The 14,680-nt window shown below is 71.6% G+C and carries 15 protein-coding genes and 1 pseudogene; 9 read left to right on the top strand and 7 right to left on the bottom strand.

The annotated features are described in order from the left end of the window. Positions 1–101: 101 nt before the first annotated feature. From ACLGIH_RS10725 to ACLGIH_RS10715, 3 genes and pseudogenes are all read left to right on the top strand, one after another. Positions 102–686 carry a dihydrofolate reductase family protein gene (locus ACLGIH_RS10725; protein WP_416525009.1) on the top strand — a complete coding sequence of 195 codons (585 nt, stop codon included), beginning with the start codon at positions 102–104 and terminating at the stop codon, positions 684–686. 218 nt (positions 687–904) lie between these two features. After that, positions 905–1,324 carry a YciI family protein gene (locus ACLGIH_RS10720; RefSeq protein ID WP_416525008.1) on the top strand — a complete coding sequence of 140 codons (420 nt, stop codon included), beginning with the start codon at positions 905–907 and terminating at the stop codon, positions 1,322–1,324. Positions 1,325–1,331: 7 nt separating this feature from the next. Then, a pseudogene (locus tag ACLGIH_RS10715) lies at positions 1,332–2,635 on the top strand (RNA polymerase sigma factor). A gap of 139 nt (positions 2,636–2,774) precedes the next feature. On the opposite strand, the gene sodN reads toward ACLGIH_RS10715, so the two are convergent. Continuing rightward, positions 2,775–3,170 (bottom strand): superoxide dismutase, Ni, encoded by a 396-nt coding sequence (gene sodN / locus ACLGIH_RS10710; protein ID WP_010040396.1) that lies wholly within the window; start codon positions 3,168–3,170, stop codon positions 2,775–2,777. Positions 3,171–3,315: 145 nt separating this feature from the next. Here sodN and sodX point away from each other — a divergent pair, with 145 nt between their 5' ends. After that, a complete protein-coding gene (sodX, locus tag ACLGIH_RS10705; RefSeq protein ID WP_416525007.1) occupies positions 3,316–3,750 on the top strand; it encodes a nickel-type superoxide dismutase maturation protease in 435 nt (144 codons plus the stop codon). Here the strand turns inward: sodX and ACLGIH_RS10700 are convergent. Next, entirely contained in the window at positions 3,654–4,283 is a 630-nt protein-coding gene (locus tag ACLGIH_RS10700) for a CGNR zinc finger domain-containing protein (RefSeq protein WP_416525006.1), read from the bottom strand. The two genes, sodX and ACLGIH_RS10700, sit on opposite strands and share 97 nt — an antisense overlap. Before the next feature lie 99 nt (positions 4,284–4,382). Between ACLGIH_RS10700 and ACLGIH_RS10695 the strand changes: the two genes are divergently transcribed. After that, entirely contained in the window at positions 4,383–5,159 is a 777-nt protein-coding gene (locus ACLGIH_RS10695; RefSeq protein WP_416525005.1) for a class I SAM-dependent methyltransferase, read from the top strand. A 62-nt stretch (positions 5,160–5,221) separates the two neighbouring features. Here the strand turns inward: ACLGIH_RS10695 and ACLGIH_RS10690 are convergent, their stop codons facing one another. Genes ACLGIH_RS10690 through ACLGIH_RS10680 form a run of 3 tightly spaced genes read right to left on the bottom strand, consistent with a single transcriptional unit; the run spans position 5,222 to position 8,106 of the window. Beyond that, positions 5,222–5,983 carry an amino acid ABC transporter ATP-binding protein gene (locus tag ACLGIH_RS10690; protein WP_416525004.1) on the bottom strand — a complete coding sequence of 254 codons (762 nt, stop codon included), beginning with the start codon at positions 5,981–5,983 and terminating at the stop codon, positions 5,222–5,224. After that, a complete protein-coding gene (locus tag ACLGIH_RS10685; protein ID WP_416525003.1) occupies positions 5,980–6,930 on the bottom strand; it encodes an amino acid ABC transporter permease in 951 nt (316 codons plus the stop codon). The genes ACLGIH_RS10690 and ACLGIH_RS10685 overlap by 4 nt, the downstream gene beginning before the upstream one ends. Before the next feature lie 30 nt (positions 6,931–6,960). Beyond that, a complete protein-coding gene (locus tag ACLGIH_RS10680; RefSeq protein ID WP_416525002.1) occupies positions 6,961–8,106 on the bottom strand; it encodes an ABC transporter substrate-binding protein in 1,146 nt (381 codons plus the stop codon). A gap of 477 nt (positions 8,107–8,583) precedes the next feature. On the opposite strand from ACLGIH_RS10680, the gene ACLGIH_RS10675 reads away from it, so the two are divergent. The 4 genes from ACLGIH_RS10675 to ACLGIH_RS10660 all read left to right on the top strand — a co-directional run bounded on the left by ACLGIH_RS10675 (position 8,584) and on the right by ACLGIH_RS10660 (position 12,006). After that, positions 8,584–9,813 carry an NAD(P)-dependent malic enzyme gene (locus ACLGIH_RS10675; protein ID WP_416525001.1) on the top strand — a complete coding sequence of 410 codons (1,230 nt, stop codon included), beginning with the start codon at positions 8,584–8,586 and terminating at the stop codon, positions 9,811–9,813. 309 nt (positions 9,814–10,122) lie between these two features. Further along, positions 10,123–11,088, top strand: a complete 966-nt coding sequence (locus tag ACLGIH_RS10670) for a zinc-binding dehydrogenase (RefSeq protein WP_416525000.1) — start codon at positions 10,123–10,125, stop codon at positions 11,086–11,088. 142 nt (positions 11,089–11,230) lie between these two features. Beyond that, entirely contained in the window at positions 11,231–11,440 is a 210-nt protein-coding gene (locus ACLGIH_RS10665; protein ID WP_416524999.1) for a helix-turn-helix domain-containing protein, read from the top strand. After that, positions 11,440–12,006: a Clp protease N-terminal domain-containing protein gene (locus ACLGIH_RS10660; protein ID WP_416524998.1), complete on the top strand. Its 567-nt coding sequence runs from the start codon at positions 11,440–11,442 to the stop codon at positions 12,004–12,006. The genes ACLGIH_RS10665 and ACLGIH_RS10660 overlap by 1 nt, the downstream gene beginning before the upstream one ends. A 558-nt stretch (positions 12,007–12,564) precedes the next feature. Here ACLGIH_RS10660 and ACLGIH_RS10655 read toward each other — a convergent pair. Next, on the bottom strand, positions 12,565–13,629 hold the full coding sequence (locus tag ACLGIH_RS10655; RefSeq protein ID WP_416524997.1) for a PadR family transcriptional regulator: 1,065 nt from the start codon (positions 13,627–13,629) through the stop codon (positions 12,565–12,567). Between the two features lies 1 nt (position 13,630). Next, a complete protein-coding gene (locus ACLGIH_RS10650) occupies positions 13,631–14,539 on the bottom strand; it encodes a DUF4097 family beta strand repeat-containing protein (protein ID WP_416524996.1) in 909 nt (302 codons plus the stop codon). Between the last annotated feature and the right edge of the window lie 141 nt (positions 14,540–14,680).

Here is a 14,680-nt window from a genome sequence, read left to right as displayed (position 1 = left end):
CCACTACGAGTGAAGCACTATAAGTGACGTGGAACAGGGCGGGCCCGGTCGCGGTTGCCCGTCCCTGCCCGAGTGCCCTTTCCTGACGAAACGAGGACCGCTTGCGCGAGCTCAGCTACTTCATCGCCTGTTCCATCGACGGCTTCATCGGCGCACCGGACGGTGACGCGTCCGCCATGCTGAGGTTCTCCGACGAGGAGATCCTCGGATTCCTCAAGGAGGAGCACCCGGAGACCCTGCCGACCCACGGCCGCCGCCCCCTCGGCATCGACGACCTGCCGAACAAGCGCTTCGACACGATCATCCAGGGCCGGGCCAGCTACGACCTGGCGCTGAAGGAGGGCATCACCAGCCCCTACGCCCATCTGCGCGAGTACGTGGCCTCCCGCACGCTCACCACGTCGCCGGACCCGAACGTCGAGATCATCTCCACGGACCTGGTCGGCAGGGTCCGCGCGCTCAAGGCGGAGGACAGCGAGTACGACATCTACCTGTGCGGCGGGGCGACCGTCGCCGGCGAGCTGTTCGACGAGATCGACGAACTCGTCATCAAGACCTACCCGCTGGTGCTGGGGTCCGGCATGCCGATGTTCGGCTCCGGCTTCGCGGCCTCGGAATTCGCCCTGGAGTCGGTGCGGACCTTCGGCAACGGCATGCTGGTGCGGACGTACAGCAGGAAGCGCTGAACCGACATCCGCCCTACGCTGAGTCCGTGGGCGGCGGGGAACCACGGCGCGCGGCGACCCGCCCGCGCCCGCCGAGCGCCGCCACGTCCGCCACGTGAGACCACCGCGGAAGATTTCCCGGCCCGATCGGGCGCACCGTGTCGAGGGAGCGGGGCCGGCTCCGACGTCCCCTGTGAGAACCGCCCGCGAGGGGTGGTGAGAGCCGAAGGAGCGGACTCATGAAGTACCTGGTCATGGTGCAGGGCAGCCAGGCGGACTACGAGGCCATGCAGGGCAAGGGCTCCCCGCAGTCGCCGGCCTGGAGCAAGGAGGACGTCCAGGCGATGTACGCCTTCATGAGCGCCCTCAACGACGACCTCGCCGAGACCGGCGAGATGATCGACGGGCAGGGCCTCGTCGAGCCCGCGCGGACCCGGTTCGTGCAGCGCGGCGAGGACGGCTCGACGGTCGTCACCGACGGGCCCTACGGCGAGACCAAGGAACTGCTGGCCGGCTACTGGGTCCTGGACTGCGCGAGCCTGGAGCGGGTCACGGAGATCGCCGAGCGGATCGCGCAGTGCCCGCAGCCCGCGGGCGCGCCCGACTACCCGGTGGTGATCCGGCCCATCGACGACGGCTCCGGCGACATCGGTGGCTGACCCGCCCGTGCCCCGCCCGGCCGAGATCGAGGACCTGCTGCGCCGTGGCGCGCCGCAGGTCCTCGGCGCGCTGGTCCGGCGGTACGGCCACTTCGACGCCGCCGAGGACGCCGTGAGGCACTGCTCGCCGCGGCCGGGCGGTGGCCCTCGGCCGGCGTCCCGGACACCCCGCGCGGCCGGCCGATCCGGGTCGCCTCGCGGCGTCTGACCGACGCCCTGCGCGCCGAGGAGGCACGGCGGTCACGGGAGGAGCGGGCGGCGGCGCTCACGCCCCGCTGGGGCCATGTGCCGGGCCCCTGGGGTGCCCAGGGGGCGCTCACCGCCCCTCCGCCCGACGACCTGGACGACCGGGCGCCGCACGAGGACGACACCCTCTCCCTGCTCTTCCTGTGCTGCCACCCGGAGCTTCCCCCGCCCGCGCGCATCGCACTCACCCTGCGTGCGGTCGGTGGCCTGACCACGGCCGAGATCACCCGCGCGCACCTGGTTCCCGAGGCGACCATGGCCCAGCGGATCAGCCGGGCCAAGCGGAAGGTGCGGGGCGTGCGCTTCGGCCGCCCGGACGACTGGGCCGAGCGGCTGCCCGCCGTCCTGCACGTGCTGTACCTGATCTTCAACGAGGGCTACACGGCGACGTCCGGAGCGAGCCTGCAGCGCCAAGATCTGGCCGGCGAGGCGATCCGGCTGGCCCGGCAGGTGCACCGGCTGCTTCCCGACGACGGCGAGGTGGCCGGCCTGCTGGCGCTGATGCTGCTCACCGACGCCCGCCGCGCCGCGCGCACCGGTCCGCACGGCGACCTCGTCCCCCTCGACGAACAGGACCGCGACCGCTGGGGCCGGGACGCGGCCGAGGAGGGCGTCGCCATCCTCACCCGCGCCCTGTCCCGGGGCCGCCCGGGCCCCTATCAGCTGCGCGCGGCGATCACCGCCGTGGACGACGAGGCACCGTCCGCCGGGGCGACGGACTGGCGGGAGATCCTCGGCCTGTACGACGTGCTCGTGGAGCTGGTCCCGGGCCCGGGCGAGCGGCTGAACCGGGCGGTGGCCGTCGCGATGGTGCACGGCCCGGAGGCCGGACTGGCGCAACTGCCGGGCCTGGCGGACGAACTGGGCGAGGCGGCGCACCGGGTGGACGCGGTGCGGGGCCACCTCCTGGAGCGCCTGGGCGCCCACGACGCCGCCCGCGCCGCCTACGCGCCGGCCGCCGCGGCGACCCAGAGCCTGCCGGAGCGCCGCTACCTGCGGGCGCGGGCCGCGCGGCTGCCGGATCCCGGGCAGTGGCGCGGCGTCCGGCGGCCGGCGGGGTCGTGACGCGGCACCCGGCGGTCGGCGGGTCGGCCGGACCGGGTACGGCGAAGGGGCCCGGCCGGGTGACGGCCGGGCCCCTTCGGGAATACCCGTGGGCCCGCGATGGTGCACCGATCGCCGACCTGCGGAGGCCGACGGATCGTCAGGCCTTCTTGGTCTCCCAGAAGATCTTGTCGATCTGGGCGATGTAGTCCAGCGCCTTCTGGCCGGTGGCCGGGTCGGTGGAACCCTTGGCGGCCGACAGGGCCTTCAGGGTGTCGTTGACCAGCTGGTGCAGCTCCGGGTACTTCTCGAAGTGCGGCGGCTTGAAGTAGTCGCTCCACAGCACCGACACGTGGTGCTTGGCCAGCTCGGCGCGCTGCTCCTTGATGGTCGTGGCGCGCGCCTGGAAGTGCGGGTCGTCGTTCCCGGCCATCTTCTCCTGGATGGCCTTGACCGACTCCGCCTCGATGCGGGCCTGGGCAGGGTCGTACACGCCGCAGGGCAGGTCGCAGTGCGCGCTGACCTTGACCTTGGGGGCAAACAGGCGGGAAAGCATGCAGCAATCCTTCCTCGTGATCGTCTTCTCAGGGGGGACATTACTCCCTGGGAGGCCCGTTTTCGCGGGTGCCCCCATGGGCTTAGGACAAAAGTCCGGGGTGAGACTGAGACTGGTGGAGGAAAGACCGGGGAGGTATCGGGTGATGCCGGAGCTGTCGCAGGAGACCGAGCGCGCGAGGGGGGCGCTGCCCTTCGGGCCGGCCGAGGTGACCGGGCCGTCCATGGTGCCCACGCTCCACCACGGGGACCTGCTCCTGGTGCACTGGGGAGCCCGGATCAGGCCGGGGGACGTGGTGGTGCTGCGGCATCCCTTCCAGCAGGACCTGCTCGTGGTCAAGCGGGCCGTGGAGCGCCGCGGGGCGGGCTGGTGGGTGCTCGGCGACAACCGGTACGCGGGCGGCGACAGCACCGACTACGGGGTGGTGCCGGAGGAGTTCGTGCTCGGCCGGGCCCGGCTGCGGTACCGGCCGCGGCCGACGGCTCAGCGCTCGCCGTTCGCGCTGGTCCGCTGGGCGCTGTCGGCCGTCCGCCCGGTGCCCGCCGTACGGTCCGCCTCCAGGCGCTTGCGGGCGCGGTAGGCCGCCACGTTGGCGCGGGTGGCGCAGCGGTCGGAGCAGTAGCGCCGGGAGCGGTTGGTCGAGGTGTCCAGGTAGGCGTTGCGGCAGGGCGCCGCCTCGCACAGGCCCAGGCGGTCCACGCCGTACTCCGTCAGGTGGAAGGCCAGGCCCATCGCCGCGATGGCCGCGTAGCCGGCGGTCGCGTTCGACGGGTGGTCCGCCAGATGCATGTGCCACAGGGGGCGGCCGTCGTCGTCGCGGGTGTCGTGGCCGGAGATCTGCGGGCTCACCGGGAACTCCAGCAGCAGGGAGTTCAGCAGGTCCACCGCGAGCGTCTCGTCGCCGGTGTCCGCCGCCTCGAAGACCGCGCGCAGCCGGCCCCGGACCGAGCGGAACCGGGTCACGTCCGCGTCGGTGGCGCGCCGGGCCGCCGACTGGTTGGCGCCGAACAGCTCGCGGACGGAGTCGATCGTCGTCAGGGCGTCCTTGCCCCGGGCCGGTTCCTCGGTGTTGACGAGACGCACGGCGTAATCCGAGTAATAGGCCAGTTCCACTTGTAGTCCTTACGGAGAGACTCTATGGTCGTGCGTGCGGTCGGGTAATGACTGACCGCGCTTCCAGGGTATTACGTACGTGGATGAGGGAGGGGCTAGATGACGGACGCGGACGTCACCGGTACCGGGGCCGGTACCGACTGGCAGGCCTGGCAGCAGAGCTGGGACCGGCAGCAGGAGTGGTACATGCCGGACCGCGAGGAACGCTTCCGGATCATGCTCGACATGGTCGAGGCCCTGGTCGGCCCGGCCCCCCGGGTGCTCGACCTGGCGTGCGGCACCGGGACCATCACGGCCCGGCTGCTCGCGCGGTTCCCGGAGGCCACCAGCACCGGGATCGACCTCGACCCGGCGCTCCTCGCCATCGCCGAGGGCACCTTCGCGGGCGACGAGCGGGTCACCCTGGTCACCGCCGACCTCAAGGACCCCGACTGGACGGCGAAGCTGCCGTACGACTCCTACGACGCCGTGCTGACCGCCACGGCCCTGCACTGGTTGCACGCCGAACCCCTCGCGGCCCTCTACGGTCGGGTCGCGGAGGTCGTCCGCGACGGCGGTGTCTTCATGAACGCGGACCACATGATCGACGAGACGACGCCGCGGATCAACGCGGCCGAGCGCGCCCGGCGGCACGCGCGCATGGAGGCCGCCCGGCGGGACGGCGCCCTCGACTGGTCCGAGTGGTGGCAGCTCGCCGCCAAGGACCCGGTGCTCGCCGGGCCCACGGCCCGGCGCTTCGAGATCTACGGCGACCACGCCGACGGCGACATGCCCTCCGCCCGGTGGCACGCGCGCGTACTGCGGGAAAAGGGCTTCGGCGAGGCGCGTCCGGTGTGGTGCTCACCGTCGGACACGCTGCTGCTGGCGCTGAAGTGAGCCAAGGGGAAGGGGCGGTACGGGCATGCCGTACCGCCCCTTCCCCCGTGCCGGTGCCCGGCTCAGAGCACCTTGGACAGGAACGCCTTAGTCCGGTCGTGCTGCGGGTCGGTCAGGACGTCGCGCGGGTTGCCCGACTCGACCACCACGCCGCCGTCCATGAAGACCAGGCTGTCACCGACCTCGCGGGCGAAGCCCATCTCGTGGGTGACGACGACCATCGTCATGCCGGACTCGGCGAGGTCGCGCATGACGTCCAGGACGTCGCCGACCAGCTCCGGGTCGAGCGCCGAGGTCGGCTCGTCGAACAGCATCAGCTTCGGGTCCATGGCGAGGGCCCGGGCGATGGCGACGCGCTGCTGCTGGCCGCCGGAGAGCTGCGAGGGGTAGTTGCCCGCCTTGTCGCCGAGGCCCACGCGCTCCAGAAGCTGCATCGCGCGCTCCCGGGCCTCCGCCCTGCTCTTGCCCTTGACCTGGGTCGGCGCCTCCATGACGTTCTCCGCGGCCGTCATGTGCGGGAACAGGTTGAAGCGCTGGAAGACCATGCCGATGTCCCGGCGCTTGCGGGCGACCTCCCTGTCCTTCAGCTCGTAGAGCTTGTCGCCCTTCTGCCGGTAGCCGACCAGCTCGCCGTCGACGTACAGCCGCCCGGCGTTGATCTTCTCCAGGTGGTTGATGCACCGCAGGAAGGTCGACTTGCCGGAACCGGAGGGGCCGATGAGGCAGAACACCTCGCCGGTCTTCACCTCCAGGTCGATGCCCTTGAGGACCTCTACGTGGCCGAACGACTTGTGGACGCCCTCGGCCTTCACCATGGCGGTCATGCGGCGTCACCTCCTGTGCTGCGGCGGGTCGACAGGGACAGCAGGTTCGCCTTGACCTTCTGCAGCGGGGTCGCCGGCAGGCTCCGGCTCGAACCGCGGGCGTAGTGACGCTCCAGGTAGTACTGGCCCACGCTGAAGACCGAGGTCAGCAGCAGGTACCAGGCCGCCGCCAGGAACAGCATCTCGGCCGGGGCGCCGGAGGTCTGGCCGATGTCCTGGGCGGCGCGGAACAGCTCGGGGTACTGGACGATCGACACCAGCGAGGTCGTCTTCAGCATGTTGACGACCTCGTTGCCCGTCGGCGGCACGATCACGCGCATCGCCTGCGGGACGACGATCCGGCGCAGCGTCTTGGTGTGACTCATGCCCAGCGCGTGTGCCGCCTCGGTCTGGCCCTCGTCGACCGCGAGCAGACCGGCCCGGCAGATCTCCGCCATGTACGCGGCCTCGTTGAGGCCCAGGCCGAGCAGTGCCGTCAGGAACGGCGTCATGAAGTCGGACCACTCGTCGCGGTAGACGGGTCCGAGGTTGATGTACTCGAAGACCAGGCCCAGGTTGAACCAGACGATCAGCTGCACCAGGACCGGTGTGCCGCGGAAGAACCAGATGTAGAACCACGCGATGGACGAGGTCACCGGGTTCTTCGACAGCCGCATGACGGCGAGCAGGATGCCGCCGACGACGCCGATCGCCATGGCCAGGACGGTGATCAGAAGGGTCCGGCCCACGCCGGACAGGATCCGGTCGTCGAAGAAGTAGTCCGGGATGGCGTCCCAGTTGATCTTGCCCTGGGAGAACGCGTAGACGACGGCCGCCACCAGCGCGATCGTGAGAGTGGCGGAAACGTACCGCCCGTAGTGCCGGACCGGGATGGCCTTGATGGCCTCCGGCCCGGAGGGCGGCGTGCCGTCCGGGCCGCCCTCCGTCTTGTCGATGTCAACAGTCACGGAACTTGCCTTTCAGTGCCCGCGGAGCGGTCACTTGCCGCCGTTGATGGTGGCCTCCGTGACGGCACCTTCCGCCACGCCCCACTTGTCCAGGATCTTCTTGTACTCGCCGTTGGCGATGACCGCGTCCAGCGCGGCCTTGAGGGCGTCCCGCAGCTTGGTGTTGTCCTTGGCGACGGCGATGCCGTACGGAGCGGCCTCGACCTGCTCGCCGACGAGCTGGAAGTCCTTGCCGCCGCCGGAGGTCTTCACCGCGTACGCCGCGACCGGGAAGTCGGAGGAGCCGGCGTCGGCACCGCCCGCGCGCAGGCGGGTCTGGGCCTGCTGGTCGTTGTCGAAGGCCTCGATGGAGAGCTTCTTGCCCTTCGGGCACTTCTTGGCCTCGGCCTTGGCCAGGTCCTCGGAGACCGTGCCGCGCTGCAGTACGACCTTCTTGCCGCACAGGTCCTTCCAGGTCTTGATGCCCTGGTCGTCGCCCTTCTTGGTGTAGATCGAGACACCGGCGGTGAAGTAGTCAACGAAGTCGACGCCCTGGCCGACCTTCTTGCCGGTCTCGGAGTCGATGCCCTCCTGGCGGTCCTTGGTGTCGGTCATCGCGGACATGGCGATGTCGTACCGCTTGGAGCGCAGACCGGTGATCAGGGTGTCGAAGGTGCCGTTCTTGAACTCGAACGTCACACCGAGCTGCTTGCCCATGGCGGCCGCGAGGTCGGGGTCGATGCCGACCACCTTCCCGGAGCTGTCCTTGAACTCGACCGGCGCGTACGCGATGTCGGAACCGACCTTGATGACGCCCGCGTCGCGGATCGACTGGGGGAGCTTGTCGGCCAGCGGGGCCTCGCTCGTCCGGGTGTCGCTGCCCGAGCCGCTGCTCTCGGTCTGGTCGCCGCATCCGGTGAGCAGCAGAGCGCCTGCGACCGCGATCGCACCGACCGCTGCTGGCCGGGAGTGCGCGGCGGTCGTACGACGGGTGGAGCTTGCGGTCATGGTGGGTTCCTCCGGCGGAAGGGTGGAGCCGATGGGACGGGGCGCCCGCCGAACGGTCTCGGCGGATGCCTGGTCGACGGGAGCGCGGGGCGGCCGTCGACGAGAGCACACGACAGCCGGTGTGAGCACACACCTTCGAGTGTCGCGACCTCGTGTGATTACGGCATCTTGCCATTCGGACTGGGGCATTCAGGGGGCTTGCCATGTCAAAATCGGATAACGGGTCACCCCCCGAACCGGACCAGGTCGGTACATCACGACCGAACCTTTACGGGAATCAGCGCTTCCGGCCGGAAGATCTTCGGTGCATCACCGGATACGGGCGTCATGGGCCTGTATGGGCACTCTCTTCCCGCGTGGCACGAGCCGTTGTCAAGAGGGCGCTGGGAAGTTGTCCGGAGGCTGGACTATGAGGCATGTCACCGGCATGCGGCGTTCGCGGTCCGGAATGTGAGCTTGCGCCGAATGGACTCGTCGCAGGGGGTGTCCGTCCGGTAAGAAGGTTCTTTACACCCCTCATCCGGGGCTCAGGGCGCGTGTGCGGCGCGCCCGTCGCGTACAGGCCCGTACGCATCAGTGACCTGGGCCTTGCGCGGTCCCGCCCACGCCTCACCAGGAGTGGAACAAAAAACCCTCAAACCATGAACACTTAAGGGGTACAACGAAGTGGCAGCGGAGATCGTCAATCCTCGCAGCGGCAGCGACGCCGGTACTACGCGGGAGTCGGGGGGCGAACCCCTCGATTCCATCGAGCCCGCGTTCGCGCTGCACCGCGGCGGCAAAATGGCCGTGCAGGCCACGGTGCCGGTCCGCGACAAGGACGACCTGTCCCTGGCGTACACGCCCGGCGTCGCGCAAGTGTGCAGCGCGATCGCCGAGCAGCCGGAGCTCGTGCACGACTACACGTGGAAGTCCTCCGTCGTGGCCGTCGTGACGGACGGTACGGCCGTGCTGGGGCTCGGGGACATCGGGCCCGAGGCCTCCCTTCCGGTCATGGAAGGCAAGGCGATTCTGTTCAAGCAGTTCGGCGGTGTGGACGCGGTCCCGATCGCGCTCGCCTGCACGGACGTCGACGAGATCGTGGAGACCGTGGTGCGGCTCGCGCCGTCCTTCGGCGGCGTGAACCTGGAGGACATCTCGGCACCCCGGTGCTTCGAGATCGAGCGCAAGCTCCAGGAGCGCCTCGACATCCCGGTCTTCCACGACGACCAGCACGGCACGGCGGTCGTGACGCTGGCGGCGCTGCGCAACGCGGCGCGGCTGAGCGGGCGGGCACTGGGCGAGCTGCGGGCGGTGATCTCGGGCGCGGGCGCGGCCGGCGTCGCCATCGCGAAGATGCTCGTGGAGGCCGGTATCGGCGACGTGGCGGTGGCCGACCGCAAGGGCATCGTGTCGGCCGACCGGGACGACCTGACCCCGGTGAAGCGGGAGCTGGCGGAGTTCACCAACAAGGGCGGGCTGTCCGGTTCGCTGGAAGCGGCCCTGTCGGGCGCCGACGTCTTCATCGGCGTCTCCGGCGGGACGGTGCCGGAGGAGGCGGTGGCCTCGATGGCCGACGGCGCCTTCGTGTTCGCCATGGCCAACCCCAACCCCGAGGTGCACCCGGAGGTCGCGCACAAGTACGCGGCCGTGGTCGCCACGGGGCGGTCGGACTTCCCCAACCAGATCAACAACGTGCTGGCGTTCCCCGGGATCTTCGCCGGGGCGCTCCAGGTGCGGGCGTCCCGGATCACCGAGGGCATGAAGCTCGCGGCGGCCGAGGCGCTGGCCTCCGTCGTGGGCGACGACCTCGCGGCGGACTACGTCATCCCGTCCCCGTTCGACGAGCGGGTCGCGCCGGCCGTCACGGCGGCGGTCGCGGCGGCCGCCCGGGCGGAGGGCGTCGCGCGCCGGTGAGCTGACGCGCGGTGAGATCTCGCGAACGGTCCCGTCCCGGGTGGGCGGGACCGTTCGCGTGCGTCCGGCGGGGCGTCGTGCGTCCGGCGGGGCGTCGTGCGTCCGGCGGGGCGCCGGCTGTACGTCTGGCGAGGTGCCGTAGGTCTGGCAAGCGCCGTACGTCCGGGAAGGTGCCGTGGAGCCGGGTGGGCCGGGCGGGGTCGGCAAGGTGTCGTAGGCCCGACTCGGTCGCGGCGCGCCTGGCAAGAGGGCGTGTGTCACAGGGCCATGCGGTTTCGGTCGGGCGGCGCGGACCCTATCGTCAAGGTCATGTTCGCTGTCTACGCCGCCCGAATCGACCGCGACCAGCCGCTCTCCGGCCTGGAGTCGGGAGAGCTTCCCGCTCCCGAAGCCCGGCCCGGCTGGAGCGTCGTCGACGTCAGGGCCGCCTCCCTCAACCATCACGACCTGTGGTCACTGCGCGGCGTCGGTCTCCCGGAGGACCGGCTGCCGATGATCCTCGGCTGCGACGCCGCGGGCGTCGACGAGGACGGCAACGAGGTCGTCCTGCACTCCGTGATCGGCCAGAGCGGGCACGGGGTCGGGCCCAAGGAACCGCGCTCGATCCTCACCGAGCGCTATCCGGGCACGTTCGCCGAGCAGGTCGCCGTGCCGACCTGGAACATCCTGCCCAAGCCCAGGGAACTCTCCTTCGAGGAGGCCGCCTGTCTGCCGACCGCCTGGCTGACGGCGTACCGGATGCTGTTCACCAACGCCGGGGTGCGGCCGGGCGACTCGGTGCTGGTGCAGGGGGCCGGCGGTGGCGTGGCCACGGCCGCCATCGTGCTGGGCAAGGCCGCCGGGCTGCGGGTCTTCGCCACCAGCCGGGACGAGGCCAAGCGGAAGCGTGCCCTGGAGCTGGGCGCCGTGGAGGCCGTGGAGCCGGGTGCGCGGCTGCCGCAGCGGGTCGACGCGGTCATCGAGACCGTGGGGGCGGCGACCTGGTCGCACTCGGTGAAGTCGCTGCGGCCCGGGGGCACGCTCGTCATCTCCGGTGCGACGAGTGGCGACCGGCCCTCGCACGCCGAGCTGACCCGGATCTTCTTCCTGGAGCTGAAGGTCGTCGGCTCCACGATGGGCACCAAGGACGAGCTGGAGGATCTGCTGTCGTTCTGCGCGGCCACCGGTGTCCGCCCGGTGATCGACGAGGTGCTGCCGCTGGACCGGGCCCGTGAGGGCTTCGAGCGGATGGCGGCGGGGGACCAGTTCGGCAAGATCGTGCTCACCACATCCTGAGGTTCCTCTCGCGTCGTACGACGGCGGGCCGGGGCGTGCTGCCCCGGCCCGCCGTTCTCCGTCCTGGCCGCGCCCGCCGCGCAAGCACGTTGGTTGTCAACTGCGGTTGACGTCGGCCGGTGTGTCAACCTATGTTGACATCATGAGTGAAGCAACGGATCTCGCCGCGCGTGCCGGTGATCGCGATCCGAGGGTCGGGCTGCGGGCCGTGGCCGCGCTGCGGAGGCTGCTGGAGCAGCTGGAGGCGGTGCAGGTGCGCAGCGCGCGCCGGCAGGGCTGGTCGTGGCAGGAGATCGCCACGGAACTCGGAGTGAGCAGGCAGGCCGTGCACAAGAAGTACGGGAGGCATTGATGTTCGAGCGGTTCACGAAGGACGCCCGTGCGGTGGTGAAGGGGGCCGTCGAACTTGCCGAGGGCGCAGGGGCGCGGACCGTGGAGGCGGGGCATCTGCTGCTGGCTCTGCTGGATCGGGAGGGCAGCCGTGCCTCGTTCGCGCTGGCCGCGCTGGGCGTCTCCGGTGAGGGGGAGGCGGCGGTGCGGCAGGCGCTGGCGGAGGCACGGCGGCGGGCCGGGCTGTCGCAGGCCGAGGCCGATGCCCTCGCCGGGCTGGGGATCGACGTCGCGGAGGTCGTCGCCCGGGCCGAGGAGGTGCACGGCGTGGGGGCGATGTCCGGCGACCGGCAGGACAAGGGCTGGTGGTCGGGCCGGACCGGCTTCGGGTCCGATGCGAAGGACGTCCTGGAGAAGGCCCTGCGGGTCGCCGTCGCCCGCCGTGACCGGCACATCGGTGACGAGCACATCCTGCTCGCCCTGACCGTCCGCCCCGGCGTGCCCGCGGAGGTCCTCGCCGACCGCGGGGTGACCCACGAGTCGCTGACCAGGGTGCTGGGCGGTGGCGGGGAGGCCAAGGCGGGATGACCCGGCGGCGCGGCGGGCCCGGCACCCTGACCGACCTCGCCGGTCGGGCTGCGGGGGGCTGGGGCGCGGTGCGGCGCGGTGGGCGGGTGTGTGCGGTGCGGTGCCGTGGGGTGGTGTGGGGCGTCATGCCGTGGGGTGCGGGTGCCGGTCACCGCCGGTGGGCGGGGTGCCGGTTGCGGTGCGGTGGCCGGGGTGCTGGGTACGTCGCCGTGGTCGCCCGGGTGCCTGGGCGTGACCCGGGTGCGGGGCTTGGCCGGCCACGTCGGTCACGGTGGCGTGAGGCGGGTGTTGGTTGCATCGCCGCCGGTTGCCCGGTTGCCCGGTTGCCCGGTCGCCGGGTTGCCGGGTTGCCCGGTCGCGTGGTGCGCTGACGCGCGGTGCCACCTCCGCCAGGCGCACGCGGTCACGCCGCCGTGCGCGGTGGCGCCCCGGGGTGGGTGGACGTCGCAGGGTGGGGCGACGCCCGGCTCCGGTCGTCGGCTGCGACGCCGGCCGTCGGCGCGGGTGGCCGCCGCGCCGGACGCCGAGGCGCGTTCGCCGGTGGTGCCGGTGGCCGGGTCAGGGCCTGGGGGCGCGCAGGATCGCTCCGATGTGGGCCGCCGCCGTGGACAGGTGGCGGCGGGCGTCACGGAGTTGGTCGGAGGTGACGCCGTGGTCCCGGGCCGCGTCGCGGATGTCGTCCCGGAAGCGGTCCAGCAGGCGATCCAGGTCGCGGGCCGGGTCGCCGGTGGAGTCGGCGGCGTTCTCCTGCGCCCAGGACGGTGCGTAGCCGGCCGGGAAGTCCTCGGGGGTGTCGGAGTACTCCGGGCGGGCGACCGGGGCGTCGGCGGCCCTTCCGGCGCGGTTGCCGCCGAAATCCTTGCCGAACTCGCCGAATTCCCTGGCCAGTTCCGCCAGACCCTCGCGCAGGCCCGTCGGCCAGTCGCCGCGGGTGAAATGGTCCTGTACCTGCTCCTGGACCCGCCGGGCGATGCGCTGCACCTCCTCCTGGGCCTGGGCCCGGGCCCGCTCCTGCGCCTCCTTGGCCTGGTGCCGCGCCCGCTGGGCCTCCTCGCGGGCCCGCCGGCTCTCGTCCTTGGCGCGCCGGGCCTGCTCCTTCCACTCCTGCTTGACGCGGCGCATCTCCTCCTTGGCGATGCGCCACGCCTCCTTCTCGCCGATGTCGCCGATGTCGCCGAAGTCCCCGGAGACACGGCCACCGCCCGGTTCCTCGTGCGCCTCGGACCCCGCACCCCGGCGGGCCTCGGAGGCCGCCGCCCGCATCTCCCGGCGCAGGTCGCCCGCCGCGCCCCGCACATCGGCCCGGATCTCGGCGGCCAGCTCGGCGACCGACTCCCGGATCTCCAGCTCCAGGTCGGCCAGCTCACCGCTTCTGTCGGCCAGTTCGGCGCGGCCGGCGTCCGTGATGGAGTACACCTTGCGGCCGCCCTCGGTGGTGTGGGTGACCAGCCCTTCGGCCTCCAGCTTGGCCAGACGCGGGTAGACCGTGCCCGCCGAGGGCGCGTACAGGCCCTGGAAGCGCTCTTCGAGTAGGCGGATCACCTCGTAGCCGTGGCGCGGGGCCTCGTCCAGCAGCTTGAGGAGGTAGAGGCGGAGGCGGCCGTGGGCGAAGACGGGAGGCATGTCAGAGCACCTTCTTGTCGGTCGGACCGTCGGCCGGGGCGCCCGCGGCGCCCTGGTCCCGGCCGGCAACGGAATTGTCCCCCGAGTCGTCCCACGGCCCCTCCTCCGCCGGTGGGCGGCGCAGCAGGGCGATCGAACCGGAGACCGTGGTCGCCTTCAGCCGGCCGTTGCCCGCGCCGAGCCGGCCGGTGATCCGCTTGGCACCCCACTGCCCGGTGACCCGGAGGTCCTCGAAGGCACTGGAGACCGTGCCGCTCGCGGTGTTCGCCTCCACCCGGGCGTCGGGTGGGTGCGGCAGCCGGATGGCGATCTCGCCCGAGACGCTGGTCAGGCCGATGTCGGTGGGCCGGCCGGCCGGGTCGAGGTCGACGATCATCGAACCGCTCACCGAGTCGGCCCGGACGGAGGAGCCGGCCTCCACGACCGTCAGGTCCCCGGAGACGGAGTTGAAGCGAAGGTCACCGGCGAGGGCCTGGGCCTCCACGCTCCCGGAGACCGTGTCCGCGCGCACCGGGCCCGCGAGGCCCACCAGGGTGGTGTCCCCCGAGACGCCCCTGACCTCCGTGCCCCCCTCGATCCCGGAGACGACGGCCGCGGCGCTGACGACGCCCACCTCCACGCGGGTGCCCGCCGGGACGGCCAGGGAGACCACCGCGCTGCGGCGCCAGCCCTTGTGGTCCAGCCACTTGAGGAAGCCCTTCCAGGGCAGGTCCTCGTAGGCCACCGTGAGGGTGCCGCCCTGCTGGGTGACGGTCAGTGGCGGGCCCTCGATCTCGGAGACCTCCAGGCGGGCGGAACCCTCGTCCGTGCCCACCACGTTCACCGTTCCGTTGACGATGCGTACCTGGAGGGTGCTCACGGGGTCGTCGAAGGTGAGCTTCCTGGCCTCTGTGACGGACCACTGGGACATCGTGCAGACCTCCTGGACCAACGCTCAACGCGCCATATCGCGTCCTGCTCCAATCACGATATATCGCGCCCTTCGAAAGTCAAGACACCCGTTCTGGTGATCACCGATCCGTGCTGACGGGCGGATTGGCCTAGTTTGTGA

The organism is Streptomyces hamibioticus (assembly GCF_047946815.1).
Classification (GTDB): Bacteria; Actinomycetota; Actinomycetes; order Streptomycetales; family Streptomycetaceae; genus Streptomyces.
This window is presented reverse-complemented; position numbering and strand designations above follow the sequence as displayed.

Bases quoted from the DNA above. Each gene is read 5' to 3' on its own strand.
- ACLGIH_RS10720 (WP_416525008.1), top strand. From the start codon at position 905: ATGAAGTACCTGGTCATGGTGCAGGGCAGCCAGGCGGACTACGAGGCC.
- sodN (WP_010040396.1), bottom strand. From the start codon at position 3,170: ATGCTTTCCCGCCTGTTTGCCCCCAAGGTCAAGGTCAGCGCGCACTGC.
- sodX (WP_416525007.1), top strand. From the start codon at position 3,316: ATGCCGGAGCTGTCGCAGGAGACCGAGCGCGCGAGGGGGGCGCTGCCC.
- ACLGIH_RS10695 (WP_416525005.1), top strand. From the start codon at position 4,383: ATGACGGACGCGGACGTCACCGGTACCGGGGCCGGTACCGACTGGCAG.
- ACLGIH_RS10690 (WP_416525004.1), bottom strand. From the start codon at position 5,983: ATGACCGCCATGGTGAAGGCCGAGGGCGTCCACAAGTCGTTCGGCCAC.
- ACLGIH_RS10680 (WP_416525002.1), bottom strand. From the start codon at position 8,106: ATGCCCCAGTCCGAATGGCAAGATGCCGTAATCACACGAGGTCGCGAC.
- ACLGIH_RS10670 (WP_416525000.1), top strand. From the start codon at position 10,123: ATGTTCGCTGTCTACGCCGCCCGAATCGACCGCGACCAGCCGCTCTCC.
- ACLGIH_RS10665 (WP_416524999.1), top strand. From the start codon at position 11,231: ATGAGTGAAGCAACGGATCTCGCCGCGCGTGCCGGTGATCGCGATCCG.
- ACLGIH_RS10660 (WP_416524998.1), top strand. From the start codon at position 11,440: ATGTTCGAGCGGTTCACGAAGGACGCCCGTGCGGTGGTGAAGGGGGCC.
- ACLGIH_RS10655 (WP_416524997.1), bottom strand. From the start codon at position 13,629: ATGCCTCCCGTCTTCGCCCACGGCCGCCTCCGCCTCTACCTCCTCAAG.
- ACLGIH_RS10650 (WP_416524996.1), bottom strand. From the start codon at position 14,539: ATGTCCCAGTGGTCCGTCACAGAGGCCAGGAAGCTCACCTTCGACGAC.